12 protein-coding genes and 1 tRNA gene are annotated in these 13995 nt (G+C 34.5%); 5 read left to right on the forward strand and 8 right to left on the reverse strand.

Annotated elements, in window-relative coordinates:
- Positions 1-101: 101 nt before the first annotated feature.
- The 7 genes from OPR60_RS06595 to OPR60_RS06625 all read right to left on the reverse strand — a co-directional run bounded on the left by OPR60_RS06595 (position 102) and on the right by OPR60_RS06625 (position 7287).
- A tRNA-Ser gene (locus OPR60_RS06595) sits at positions 102-192 on the reverse strand.
- Positions 193-595: 403 nt separating this feature from the next.
- Positions 596-1102 carry an inorganic diphosphatase gene (gene ppa / locus OPR60_RS06600; RefSeq protein WP_065094441.1) on the reverse strand — a complete coding sequence of 169 codons (507 nt, stop codon included), beginning with the start codon at positions 1100-1102 and terminating at the stop codon, positions 596-598.
- Positions 1103-1161: 59 nt separating this feature from the next.
- Positions 1162-2385, reverse strand: a complete 1224-nt coding sequence (locus tag OPR60_RS06605) for a WD1261 family protein (RefSeq protein WP_065094440.1) — start codon at positions 2383-2385, stop codon at positions 1162-1164.
- Between the two features lie 107 nt (positions 2386-2492).
- Positions 2493-3632 carry a tRNA 2-thiouridine(34) synthase MnmA gene (gene mnmA / locus OPR60_RS06610; RefSeq protein WP_265040293.1) on the reverse strand — a complete coding sequence of 380 codons (1140 nt, stop codon included), beginning with the start codon at positions 3630-3632 and terminating at the stop codon, positions 2493-2495.
- The gene (locus OPR60_RS06615; RefSeq protein WP_265039632.1) at positions 3620-4372 is read right to left on the reverse strand and encodes an IS5 family transposase; all 753 of its coding nucleotides are present in this window, start codon (positions 4370-4372) and stop codon (positions 3620-3622) included. The genes mnmA and OPR60_RS06615 overlap by 13 nt, the downstream gene beginning before the upstream one ends.
- A gap of 402 nt (positions 4373-4774) precedes the next feature.
- On the reverse strand, positions 4775-5851 hold the full coding sequence (locus OPR60_RS06620) for a rod shape-determining protein (protein WP_007548791.1): 1077 nt from the start codon (positions 5849-5851) through the stop codon (positions 4775-4777).
- 23 nt (positions 5852-5874) lie between these two features.
- Positions 5875-7287: a gluzincin family metallopeptidase gene (locus OPR60_RS06625; protein ID WP_065094438.1), complete on the reverse strand. Its 1413-nt coding sequence runs from the start codon at positions 7285-7287 to the stop codon at positions 5875-5877.
- Between the two features lie 275 nt (positions 7288-7562).
- Here OPR60_RS06625 and OPR60_RS06630 point away from each other — a divergent pair, with 275 nt between their 5' ends.
- The 5 genes from OPR60_RS06630 to OPR60_RS06650 all read left to right on the forward strand — a co-directional run bounded on the left by OPR60_RS06630 (position 7563) and on the right by OPR60_RS06650 (position 13046).
- The gene (locus tag OPR60_RS06630; RefSeq protein WP_065094437.1) at positions 7563-8042 is read left to right on the forward strand and encodes an OmpA family protein; all 480 of its coding nucleotides are present in this window, start codon (positions 7563-7565) and stop codon (positions 8040-8042) included.
- Between the two features lie 169 nt (positions 8043-8211).
- Positions 8212-9507 (forward strand): tRNA lysidine(34) synthetase TilS, encoded by a 1296-nt coding sequence (tilS, locus tag OPR60_RS06635; RefSeq protein WP_265040294.1) that lies wholly within the window; start codon positions 8212-8214, stop codon positions 9505-9507.
- Positions 9508-9519: 12 nt separating this feature from the next.
- Entirely contained in the window at positions 9520-11358 is a 1839-nt protein-coding gene (gene ftsH, locus OPR60_RS06640) for an ATP-dependent zinc metalloprotease FtsH (protein ID WP_265040296.1), read from the forward strand.
- A 154-nt stretch (positions 11359-11512) separates the two neighbouring features.
- Positions 11513-12157: a hypothetical protein gene (locus OPR60_RS06645; protein WP_265040297.1), complete on the forward strand. Its 645-nt coding sequence runs from the start codon at positions 11513-11515 to the stop codon at positions 12155-12157.
- 76 nt (positions 12158-12233) lie between these two features.
- Entirely contained in the window at positions 12234-13046 is an 813-nt protein-coding gene (locus OPR60_RS06650; protein WP_265040287.1) for a transposase, read from the forward strand.
- A 125-nt stretch (positions 13047-13171) separates the two neighbouring features.
- Here OPR60_RS06650 and OPR60_RS06655 read toward each other — a convergent pair whose 3' ends face one another.
- Positions 13172-13924 (reverse strand): IS5 family transposase, encoded by a 753-nt coding sequence (locus tag OPR60_RS06655; RefSeq protein WP_265039632.1) that lies wholly within the window; start codon positions 13922-13924, stop codon positions 13172-13174.
- Positions 13925-13995: the final 71 nt, after the last annotated feature.

The raw sequence follows: 13995 nt of genomic DNA on the forward strand, positions 1-13995 counted from the left end.
TAATAGTTAAAGACGGAAATAAAAACCATTGCAACAAGATCAGGTAAACAGGCTAAAAACATGCCAATATAGCGAATTTAGACCGTGCTAAAAACAGTATACGGAAGGAGAGGGATTCGAACCCTCGATACGACTTTTCAATCGTATAACGGTTTAGCAAACCGCCGCCTTCAGCCGCTCGGCCACCCTTCCAAATTTAGAACCTAAAGATTATATAATACCAAGACCTCTACCACCTGTCTAATGCTTTTAATTGCAATATTTGTATCTGTTCAGATGCATGGCTAATGCTGAAAAATTCCAGTGCTCCCTTTCTTGTCATCCCAGTGCCCAGACACTGGGATCCAGGATTTTGATTAGCACTAAGTTGGTGAGCATATAAGTGTTATGTTAAAATATAACGTTTTTACGGAAAGTCTGGATCCCAGTGTCACGCACTGGGATGACATCGTTTACTATGTGCCATATTGCAATGTTCGTACAGTTGTGCGCGGTATCTCAGCATAGATTCCGCTAACAAGTAGCGGAATGACGAATTTGTTGTTTTTCAAATTGTGGGCAAACCTAAGCCACTTTAGCTATAAATCAATAAAAACTAATTTCTGCTTTTTTCAATGATTTTCTTTGCTTCTTCCACACCAACCCATTCTCCAACTGCTACCGTTTTTCCCTTTTCTAGATCTTTATAATGAGAAAAGAAATGAGTAATTTTATCTAGTAGGCTTTTAGATAAGTCAGAATAGTCCTTTATATTGTCATAATAGCTATCAACACTGGAAACAGGCACAGTTAATATTTTCTCATCTTCTCCTTTTTCATCTTTAGTGAGTAATGCGCCTATCGGACGCACCGATATTAAAACACTAGATGCTAAGGGAAATTGAGTTAGCACCAAAACATCCACAGGATCACCATCACCTGCGCAGGTATTTGGTATAAACCCATAATTGCAAGGATAAGTCATTGAGGTAGATAAAAATCTGTCAACTTGTAACAACCCAAGCTCTTTATTAAATTCATACTTTACAGGCTCAGCATTTGCACTTATTTCAATTACCACATTCACTGCATTTGGTCCCGCTGTTATTTTACTTAAATCCATAAATCACCTCTTAACTTAAGAATAAGCATTATACAATATGTGCTTTTAAGTTGCCACATTTATGTAATTCTAAACTTATTTTGCACGGGCTGTCCTAAATTTTCATTCGTCATCTTATTGACTGTTGAAAGTGGTGGTTCCTGTGATAATTGAAATAAAGCATATACTATTACGATAGTAAGCACTGCAGCAATTACTAGATTAGCAAAATTATCCTGTGGTAGAACACCTTTTATTGGATTAAATAATTTTTGCTCCATAAAGAAATAATCAGCAACATATAACCCAACAGATAATACAAACACACCTAAAATAAGTTTACAGACTGTGTTTTTATGATTTTTCTTGCTGAGTATGAAATTTGGCCTACATTTATTCTCTTTTTGTGGCACTGAGTAGTATATATTTTTAGGGCTTGTTACTAATTGTTCAAATTCATCACTATTTTGGTTTTTTAACAGTTGCTCTAGGGTGTTTTTTGTATTTATAGGATATATTAATCCATCCATTTTTAATTCTTTCTCTTGTCGATCCACATTCTCATGGTTGATTGTATATTTGATGGTTCCATCTCTACTTGATAATCCGATCATGTGTAGTTTGCCAGCTAAGAACATTATATAGCTCTCTATTAACTGATTCTCACATATCTCTAATACTTCTCTTTTTACTGTTTTGTTAGATGACGAAAGTTCTTTATAGTGACCACCCAAAGAAAAGAACAATGCTATATCTTTATCTGCTTTTATGTCATGAATGGAATAATAGCTGCTGATAACGCACTTATTTAATGCAAATTCTCTGTCATATTTGTTTAATGTATTTCCTTCACTTAGTAACTTTCTAAGACCAATGAGTACTTTATTTTCAAAATCTTCTTCTGTTTTAAATATTGGTTCTCTCTTTGGATTTGCTAAAATGTTAAGTAAATCTAATTTTCTTCCATCTACTACTTCATTTATATCTCTATTTAACTCAGACCCTTTAATAACGTCATATATTTTATCTATGACATCTCTAGTATTCAGGCTATTGTTTTCACTTAGAATTTGATAAGCTTGAGCATAAATTAAAAACAGCCCTTGTAGACTAAATTTTAAGTTAAAATATTTATCTAATGGTTCCTCTTTTTTTCTAATGAATTCAGACAAACCAAAATGATTTCTGTGATCCATAAAACGACCTAAGTCAGCATGTTGAAAGCTACCTAAAAAAATAAATAACGTCTCTAATAAATTACCCTTACCAACAATTTTTATTAGTTCTTCAACTTCCTTAACCATTGCTAAAACCTATAATGTTCTACTTTATAGTATAAGGGATACATGGCAAAATAGCAATAAATATTATTGTACGTTTACACTCTGTATCAAAGAATTAAGCCCTTTAGTTAAGAACATATCCATCCACCGCCGATAACTTGCTCATCTTTATACGCTACACAGGCTTGACCTGGACTGATGCCAAAGTAATCGTCGTTTAAAATGACACAGGCTTTATTTTTTTCGTCAGTTGAATGTATTGTTGCTAAACTTCCCGCATGTGATGATCTCAGCTTCACAGTTACTTCCATACCTTCCTTTGGTTGTTCTAACCAATTTAACTCTTTGATCAATATCTTTTTTTGCATTAACGCGTTGATCGGGCCTACTATAACCTCATTATTCTCTGTATTAATTTTTATCACGTAAAGAGGTTCACTGTACCCAACACCTAAGCCTTTTCTTTGTCCTACTGTAAAATTTACTATGCCACTGTGCTCACCTAACACTTTTCCATTAATATCCACTATTTTACCTTTCTGTACAGATTGTGGAGCTAATTTAGCTATTGTTTTACTATAGCTTTCGGAAACAAAGCATATATCTTGACTGTCTGGCTTTTCAGAAATTTGTAAGCTGAAATACTTTGCTAATTTTCTTATATCACTTTTATAGAACCCACCTAGTGGAAATCGCAAAAGCTTTAACTGCTCCTCAGTAGTTGCAAACAAAAAATAACTTTGATCTTTACTTTTATCAATGCTTCTGCACAACTTTACCTCACCATTTTTTTCTAACCTTCTCACGTAATGTCCTGTTACGAGCACATCCGCACCAAGATTTTTTGTAACTTGCAATAGATCACGAAATTTTACCGTTTGGTTACATCTCACGCATGGTATGGGAGTTTCCCCACGCATATAGGTACTCGCAAAATCCTCTATTACTTCCTTTTTGAATATTTCCTCATAGTTTAAAATATAGTGAGGAAAGCCAACACTTTCAGCTACACGCTTAGCGTCATAAATATCCTGTCCAGCGCAGCATGCACCCTTTCTTGCGTTAGCATTACCGTCAGTGCCATAGAGTTGAAGAGTCACACCTATCACCTGGTACCCAAGGTTATGTAGCAGTGCTGCAGCAACCGAGCTATCAACTCCCCCGGACATTGCAACAATAGCCTTGGTCTGGTGCGGAGCTTTATCTTTTAGCAGAGGTTCAATTTCAAATTCTTTTAGGCTCTGTGGACAAAATTTTAGAGAAGCCATACAAGAGCTCCAACAAAATTGAGAAAACCAATAAAAACCTCAGCAGTTTTATCAAATCTGGAAAAAATGCGCCTAAAATTTTTAATTTTACCAAAAAAACACTCAATCAAATGACGTTCTTTGTAGATATGCTCATCGTAATACCTTTGCACTTTTCGATTCCGTTTTGGCGGAATAACTACTGTACATCCCTTGTCTTCAAGACTTGTAACAAAGGCATTGCTATCGTAGCCCTTGTCAGCTACTACAGTAGAGTTATAGATACTTTCGGTCAACACTTGTGCCTGCGTAATTTCATTTCTTTGACCAGGAGTCAGAGTAAATTTAAGTGGATTTCCAAGTGCATCGACAAGCGCATGTATTTTAGTTGTAAAGCCACCTTTGCTCCTCCCTAAAGCTTCTTGATCCTTGGAGTTTTTTGTATATCCAGATGAACATGGATGGGCTCGGATGATCGTACCGTCGATTATAGCAACTTCTAAATCAGGCTCTTGTTTAGTATATTCAAGCAATTTTTTCCAGACATCTCTTTCACACCATCTTTTAAATCGCTTATGTATACTCCTGTAATTACCATAAGTTTTTGGTAAAAGTCTCCATTGGCAACCACTTCGCACTATGTACCACACTGCCTCTATGAATATTCTTAAACGTTTTTCATCTTTGCTGTGCATTCCTTTTACGCTTTTTATGAACTCTAAAATTTGTTTCCAATTTTCCTCTTTGATGTAATATTGCATATGGTAGTTTCTCCATTTTTTACCTATTAGGCTAAACTACCATCTTTTTCTCTCTTTTCATATTTTTTGTCCACAGAGCCTAGCATAATCGCCTTAATTTATAAACGCAAATCTTGTGTCATTCCAACATACAACTGTGCAAACGTTTTGATTTGGGGGCAATTTACATAGTAGATGATGTCATGAAAGTAGCTGACACTGGAATCTAGCTTCTATTACACAAATTCATTAAAACAGCATATTTATTTGTAATCAAGTTTCCTGGATCCCAGTGTTAGCTACTCGGATGACACCCTTTTCTGCTAGAAGTTGCCTTCAAATTACTTGGTGCATGACACTGGGATCTCATTTATATTACATAATTCCATCAAAACAATTCGATAAACTACCTTCAAAAATAATTTAATCTTGCTTAAATAAAACATGGCCAAAATAATCCATGTTTTCAAGCACTTTTCCACTACCTAAGGCAACACAACAAAGTGGGTCATCTGCAACACGAACCGGTAATTTTGTTGTTTCACTGATAACTTTACCTAGATTACGTAATAATCCACCACCACCGGATAAAACTATTCCTCTATCGACTATATCAGAAGAAAGTTCAGGTGGAGTGCTCTCCAGCGCAGTCTTAATAGCAGAAATTATCTGATGTACAGGCTCTATTAAACTCTCTGCAACTTGGTATTCTGATAAAAGCATTTCTTTTGGCATGCCACTCACTAAATCCCTGCCTTTAATTATCATTCCCTCTTTGTTATTTTCACCTGGCAGACTGGCTGAACCTATGCTTTTCTTAATTTTCTCAGCGGTTGTTTCACCGATTAATAACTTATGATTTTCACGAATATATGATTTTATTGCTTCATCCATAATATCGCCACCTACTCTGGCAGAACGTGAATAAACAATTCCGCCTAAAGAAATAATTGCAACTTCAGTTGTACCGCCTCCTATATCAACAATCATAGAACCCTCAGGTTCAGTAACCGGGAGCCCAGCTCCGATTGCTGCAGCCATTGGTTCTTCAATTAAAAATACTTCATTTGCACCAGCACTTTCTGCTGCATCTTGTATAGCACGCCTTTCAACTGGCGTGGATCCAGATGGAACGCATATGATAATATTAGGTTTATTAACAGTGAATTTTGTGTTTGCACTGCGTATGAAATATTTTAGCATTTCTTCCGCACTTTTAAAATCAGCAATGACTCCATCTTTTAAGGGCCTTATCGCCTCTATTTCTCCAGGCGTTTTTCCAAGCATCATTTTAGCTTTTTTACCAAAAGCATAAGGAACGTAACTTCCTTTTTCTTTTATTCTTGCTACAACTGAAGGCTCATCAAGCACTATTCCCTGATTTTTCTGATAAACTAAAGTGTTTGCAGTACCAAGGTCTATAGCAATATCGCTAGCAAACAAACCTTTGAAAGTAAAAAGGCTATAAAACTTTCCGGTTAATTTTCGAACAAAATTCATACATAACTCAAGAAAACCATTTATTAAGACAAATTATACTTTTCAGATAAGTAGTAAGTAACACACTCAACGTCTAAACCCTTACCTGTTACTTTTTTTAGCAGTTCCAGGCCACACTTTGCACTGTATACATTTTGAGATAACCAACTGATAAGTAAACTAAAATCTCCTTTTATTATAGCACTTAATGATTCGTAATGATTCTTTTTAACGAAAGAGAAAATCTGCACAGCAGCAATTAAAGCAATAATTTTTATAGGAAAGTAGCCCATAACACCGCTTGCCCAATATTCATCTTGAAAATAAGTGTTTAGCTCATTTTTAGCTTTTACTGGAATTTTATAGTGCTTCATACCTTCCAACCACGCATCATGCAGGTCTTTGACTTCCAATGTGCCATTTATTATATCTTGTTCTAACTTAGTTCTCAACATAATATGAGCTAACAGACTAAATTCATCTGCATTTTTTAAAAAAGAAGAAAGGTTTATTTCATTGAAAACCAAGTGCAAATTTTCAACACTGCTATTAGTTTTGCCTTTTATAGCAAACTTCTCTTTTATGTGTGGTTGAATGAACTCAATAAATTCTCTGGATGTTCCAATCATCCTTTCCATGAATAACCCTTGAGTTTCATACATAACATGTCTCATAATTGGGCTACTTATAGAATTTTGCGCTAAACATTTTTGATAAATTGCATAACCACTATGCCGTAAAAGTGAAAATAAACCATAACAAAAATCAGATTCATCATAATCTATAGGGTAGTAATAAGAAGTACGAATCTCATTTAGTGCAATACCCATTTGCTGTAAACATAATGAGCCAAGTTCAATCTGTTTCTGAGTAGCAACTTTTTGTATATTAGTAACCTTATCCTTTTTCTGCTTTTCAATTATTTTATCTACATTTTCGCTAAAAAATTTGCCTACCTTGGGGAATACTTCCCTTATATTCTTTTCTGTGATATCAGAGTCATAGTCAGCAAGCAGTGAGTCGTATTTTGAGCATTTTAATTGCTGCGATTTTATAGAAGCTACTTCGCGAATGAGTGTGATTAAATCAGTAAAACGTTCTTTTAGTTTTTCTAAGTTACTGGTTTCAGAATGAGATAGCTTCCATAAATTTTGGCATTCAACCTTAGCTTTGGATAAAGACTTTACTAAATCAATAGGAACAGCACTGTTGCTTTTATGTATTCTCTCTATTAACTTTAGCTGCTGAGTATTTGCACTTTTTTTGTTACCAAGAGCATCTGCTAATGATTCCTTTATTGCGTCATGAGAGATAATTTCATGTCTGATTTCTTCTAGAAGACTCATTTGTTCAACTTTGTCCTCTATATTCAATTGGCTTTGGTTTAGTACTTTTAGCGTATTTTCGATATTCTTTACCCTATATAATACTTCCTCTAAAAACTTATAAGATTTCATATTTGTTCATTATTTTAGAAAACATCTGTTTAACATCGTGATAGATTAATAATAAAGTTAAAAGTATATTTGCTTAAAGTACAATAAAAAATTGTACTTTTTATTCTTTTATTGGATTTTTCTACTCAGAGTCTAGCATATTATAGGAAAATTAATTGTAAGGTTGTAGAAAAAGTATTTAGTATTTTATTTCTCTTGACTATATTACAATATGGAGAGATATTAGCTACTGAAATTAAAGTTACGCACTATTTAAAATTTATGGAGGTTTAGTAATGTGGAGTAGACTGGTTATAATGTGCTGTTTTTGTTTATTACTTACTGGTGTAAGTTCTTGCCCAAAAAAAGGAGCAAATACAACAAATAAAATGAATTCTGTTGTTAAGCAGATAGGTGATAAAAGAGTTTTCTTTGGTTATGATGAATCTAGTATTGCTGAAGTAAGTGCAGATGCATTACTTGACGTAATGGAAGTGTTACAAGATAACCCTGACGCGAAGGTTACTTTAACTGGTCACACTGACAACCGTGGTTCTCATGAATATAATCTTGCGCTAGGCGCTAGAAGGGCAGATGCAGCTAAAAAATTTATGGTTAGTTGTACACCCTACATAGAAAACAGAATAAAAACTGCTTCTAAAGGTGAAACTGAGCCTTTGGTTAATGTAAAAGATGATTCTAGAAATTCTAAATATGAAAAAGAGCATGCTAAAAATCGTAGAGTGGAATTTTCATTTTCTGGAATAAAGAAATAGATTAAAACCTGGATCCCAGTGTCAAGCACTGGGATGACATAAAGAAAGGGCACTGGGGTGGACAAAAAAGGACAAACTTGTCATATTTCGTTGCTTGTTAGCGGGATCTATATATACCACAAATAAGTCGCTGTATGACGTAGAGACTATCTGGCCATCAAGAGATATAATGGAATTAGAGTTATTATTTCAAAATGTGGTTAATAGTTTTGCTTTCTATAATAATCAAGTTACAGTTGCAGTATCAGGTGGTGTAGATAGTATAGTCTTACTGCACTTAATGACTAACTGGGCAAAAAAAAACAAGCTTTCACTTCCTATAGCATTAACAGTAAATCATGGATTACGTCCAGAGTCTCAAAAAGAAGCTGATTTTGTTGTAAGTTATGCAAAGGAACTTGGAGCAAAGGAATCGTTCATATTAAATTGGGAAAAGCAAAATATTAAAGGCAATATTCAGTTACAGGCACGAAAAGCACGGTATAAGTTACTAGCAGAGTGGTGTAAAAACAATAATGTTAAATGTTTGCTCGTCGCTCATCACAAAGATGATCAAGCAGAAACGTTCTTATTAAGATTAGAGCGAGGTAGCGGCGTAGATGGATTATCATCAATGGACTACAAGTCTTTCCTAAATGGTATTTATATATTTAGGCCATTGTTAAATTTTAGTCGTAGTGAAATAGAAAAGTACGCTAAGCTTCACCAGTTAAAATGGATCGAAGATAGAAGCAACTATGACTTAAAATACAGGCGAACTTTATACCGTAACTTACTTAAAGCAAGTGATAATCAAGAGATTTTAACAGAGCGAATATGCCTCACAGCCCTTCATATGAAAAGAGCTGCAAAAGCGTTGATGCACTACACACGCCTTGCATTTAATGACTGTGTTAATGTTCATGATCTTGGTTATATTGAAATTAAACTAAGTGAATTTTATCAATTGCCAGAGGAAATAGCCTTGAGGCTTCTTCTTTACTCTATAATGGCAATTGCCAGTAAACATTATAAACCAAGGTACAACAGCCTTATCGTAATATTTAATAAAATATTGCAAAAGGATAGTAATGTTAACTGTACACTTTCTGGGTGCAAAATAAGAAAATATGGAGAAAATATCTTAATAATTAGAGAATCGTCAAGGATACAAGAAATTACCGTAAACCTACCTTTAAATGAACCTATTGAATGGGATAACAGGTTTAGCTGCACAATACTTGGGAATCAAGAGTGTTCAGTTATCATCGCTCCATTAAAAAAAACACAAAAAGTTCCTGAATTTCTGAAGGATTATAACTGCTGCCCTGAAGTTTTCTACTCTTTGCCTGTAGTGCTAAAAGATGGAAAGGTGCTTGCTTATCCTGATGTAAATTATAACGGAAAAAATACCAATGACGATAAGGTTCAATGTATTATTAATAGCACGATAAAACAAAATTTGGTAAGCTTGATTAGTATTTAGTTAGAAATAGAAATGAAAAAATTTTTAGAAGGCTTATTGATCTGGTTAGTAATTATTGTTCTTATTTCAGTTGCTTATATTCAGTTCAGCGGAAATGTAGGTAAAAGTAAAACAATTATACCTTTTTCGGAATTTTTAACTAGACTAGAAGACAATGATGTAGAAAATATTGTCATAAAAAACCAGAGCATTGAGGGCAAGTTTAGGGACGGTTTAAGTTTCAATTCAAGCGGTGTCATATATAGCGACCTAATAAAAAATTTACATGATAGAAAAGTGAGATTCTCCTTTTCAACTGGAGATTCTGTCATGAACGTAATTGGTGGATTATTTATCTCATGGGTCCCAACATTTATCTTTATTGGCTTCTTGCTATTCTTTCTTAAACAAACACAAGCGGGAGGCAACAGAACTATAAGCTTTGGCAAGTCAAGGGCTAGACTCATAACTAGTGGAAAAAAAGTAACATTTGATGATGTTGCCGGAATTGATGAAGCAAAAGAAGAGCTAGTAGAAATCGTTGATTTTCTTAAACAAAGGCAAAAATTTCAAATATTAGGTGGAAAAATACCAAAAGGGTGCCTTTTGATTGGCTCTCCTGGAACTGGTAAAACTTTACTTGCTCGTGCAATTGCAGGAGAAGCTAATGTGCCATTCTTTAGTATTTCTGGATCTGATTTTGTTGAAATGTTTGTGGGTGTTGGTGCAAGTCGTGTTCGTGATATGTTTGATCAAGGCAAGAAAAATGCTCCTTGTATAATTTTTATAGATGAAATAGATGCGGTGGGTAGACAGCGTGGCATTGGCCTTGGTGGCGGCAACGACGAAAGAGAGCAAACATTAAATCAGTTATTAGTTGAGATGGATGGCTTTGAGTCTAATGAAGGTGTAATAATAATTGCTGCGACTAACCGTCCGGATGTCTTAGATTCAGCACTGCTTAGACCTGGTCGTTTTGACCGACAGATTACTATTTCTTTACCCGATATAAATGGGCGTGAGAAAATATTAAATACGCATATAAAGAAAATATCAATAGCCCCTGATGTAAATGTGAAAACAGTTGCAAGAGGAACACCAGGCTTTTCTGGAGCTGATTTAGCAAATTTAGTGAACGAATCTGCGCTTATTGCTGCAAGAAGAAACAAGAAGATTGTTACCATGGACGATTTTGAATATGCACGTGATAAAGTGATGATGGGCGTAGAAAGGCGATCTCTCATTATGACAGAAGAGGAAAAGAGACTGACTGCATACCATGAAGCTGGTCATGCAGTAGTTGCTATCAACATGCCTGCCTCTGACCCGATACACAAAGCAACTATTATTCCAAGGGGTAGAGCCCTAGGTTTAGTGATGAGACTACCAGAAACAGATAGAGTGTCCCTCACAAGAGAAAAGATGCTAGCAGATATAACTGTTGCAATGGGTGGACGTGTGACAGAAGAGCTAATTTTTGGCTATGATAAAGTCACAAGCGGTGCATCTTCGGATATAAAACAAGCATCAGATTTATCACGTTCTATGGTAACAAAATGGGGAATGAGCGACAAAATAGGTCCGATCTATCACAATCGCGAACAAACCATGCATGGTTCTGACATAATTTCTGAAGATACGTTAAAACTTATAGATGAAGAAGTGAAGAAAGTTGTGTCTTCTTGCTATGAAAAAGCAAAAGAGATTTTGACCAAGCATAAGAAAGGCTTAGATCTCATTGCCGAAAATCTACTGGAGTTTGAAACTTTAACAGGAGATGAAATAAAGGACATATTAAATGGAAAAAAAATTGTTAGAGAGGAAAATGAGAAGAATGAGAAAATAAAAAAATCCTCTTTCTATGAGAGTTGACCTCATCTTAAAAATGCTAATCAGCTAACGCTGCAATAAAACATTCAGAATTGTAACTGTCAATATAAATTGTATTAAAATATTCATAATATTGCATTTTCATCACAATAATGCTATCATTCAGTTAGTATTAATGTTTAATGAGGTGTGAGTAATGATTGATATAGCTTCTATTGGTGTAAGTACAGTTATTGATCAGAATTATAGAAGAAAAGCACAATTATGTTTATCAGGATTATTTGTAACTGTGTCAATAGCAACTGTTACCTGGTTTATTTTCCCTGCGTCACAAAATGTATTAGCTCCGTTTTTACTTCCGGCTATGTTCTTGCTCTTCACTTTATCGATGGGTTATTACATGTTCATATTTAGTTGTGAAGAAAAATCTTTGGTAAAGAATGTTCTTGGTATGGTTGAACCGGCTGAATCGGTAAAGAGAGTGCATTGCCAAGAAAATATTAAGTCCTTATTAGCAGAAGTGAGAAGTACTACGAAAGATAGGTTTCGCAACGTGCTTGTTAATCTTTGTTTTGAAGATCGTAGTAAAGCACACAAACTTGCATTATATGTGAAAGAAATTGACGATATTGTGTCTTCAATAAAAAATAAAGACCTCTTAGACCATTTTGATCAATTTTTTACTATTACTGAAGTAAGCAATAAAAAAAATAGAAGTGAATTAATGAACCTCGCAAGGGCATATAAGATGATAAGTGAAGAAGATCCAGACAAAATACAGGATTTTTTAGCTACTCAAACAAAAAGTTATTCATATAGACCTGCTGCAAAAGGTGATTGAAAAAATGATGTGAGAGGGGTAGAAGAAGAATAAGCAGATCAAGTAAGGAAAAAAAATGAGCTTTAGTTACTATAATATGAAAAAACACCCAAGAAACTTTCGTAATATAACAGGTTTAAGTATAGAGGAGTTCGAAAAAGTAGTAGAAAAAGTGAGGTCTGGATGGAAAAAACTTGAAAAACAGAAAAAGTGTCATGGTAGAAGATCAAAACTACCAACTCTGGAAGATAAGTTGTTTTGCGTAATTTTGTACTATCGCACTTACATAACACATAGATTTTTAGGATGCCTATTCAATGTGCACAACGCAAATGTATGTAGGTTACTTAAGAGAATAGAGCCATTACTCGCCAAAAAAGTGACTATAACAAAAGATAGAAGTATGACGCCAGAAAAAATACTGAAGATTTTGGCTGATGTTACAGAACAGCAAATACAGAGGCCAGAAGATAGTAAAAAACGGAAGAAATCATATTCAGGAAAAAAAAGAACCAACACTATGAAAACTGAGATTATTATCGAAGAAGGAGGAAGAATTTTATCAGTGTCAAAGTCATACCGTGGTAGAATTAGTGATTTTCGCATAAGGAAACAAGAAAAATATTTACCACTTGATAGCATAAAACATGCTGATTCTGGATATCAAGGTTGGCAAAAATTGCAAAGCAATGTTATAATTCCATATAAAAAGTATCGTAAAAAGCCATTAACTCCAGAGCAGAAAGAGCATAATAGAAGGTTAGCATCATTTAGAATGAGAGTAGAAAATAAGATCCGAGAGATAAAGATATTTAAGATTATGTCGAATGTTTATCGCAATTTTCAGAAAAAATATAACTTGAGGTTCAATATTATTGCTGGTATTGTAAATCTTAAGCACGCCTTTTAGTTAACCTTGATTTTATTCACCCTCCTTTCCTTTTTTTTATCGCTTGATTCGCAGCAGGTCTTATGAAATAATGTTACCTGAAATTGATAATTTTCTATCACAAGCTAGGCTCTGTGGACAAAATTTTAGAGAAGCCATACAAGAGCTCCAACAAAATTGAGAAAACCAATAAAAACCTCAGCAGTTTTATCAAATCTGGAAAAAATGCGCCTAAAATTTTTAATTTTACCAAAAAAACACTCAATCAAATGACGTTCTTTGTAGATATGCTCATCGTAATACCTTTGCACTTTTCGATTCCGTTTTGGCGGAATAACTACTGTACATCCCTTGTCTTCAAGACTTGTAACAAAGGCATTGCTATCGTAGCCCTTGTCAGCTACTACAGTAGAGTTATAGATACTTTCGGTCAACACTTGTGCCTGCGTAATTTCATTTCTTTGACCAGGAGTCAGAGTAAATTTAAGTGGATTTCCAAGTGCATCGACAAGTGCATGTATTTTAGTTGTAAAGCCACCTTTGCTCCTCCCTAAAGCTTCTTGATCCTTGGAGTTTTTTGTATATCCAGATGAACATGGATGGGCTCGGATGATCGTACCGTCGATTATAGCAACTTCTAAATCAGGCTCTTGTTTAGTATATTCAAGCAATTTTTTCCAGACATCTCTTTCACACCATCTTTTAAATCGCTTATGTATACTCCTGTAATTACCATAAGTTTTTGGTAAAAGTCTCCATTGGCAACCACTTCGCACTATGTACCACACTGCCTCTATGAATATTCTTAAACGTTTTTCATCTTTGCTGTGCATTCCTTTTACGCTTTTTATGAACTCTAAAATTTGTTTCCAATTTTCCTCTTTGATGTAATATTGCATATGGTAGTTTCTCCATTTTTTACCTATTAGGCTAAACTACCATCTTTTTCTCTCTTTTCATATTTTTTGTC

The sequence above is a fragment of the Wolbachia endosymbiont (group A) of Trypoxylon clavicerum genome (assembly GCF_947251665.1).
Classification (GTDB): domain Bacteria; phylum Pseudomonadota; class Alphaproteobacteria; order Rickettsiales; family Anaplasmataceae; genus Wolbachia; species Wolbachia pipientis.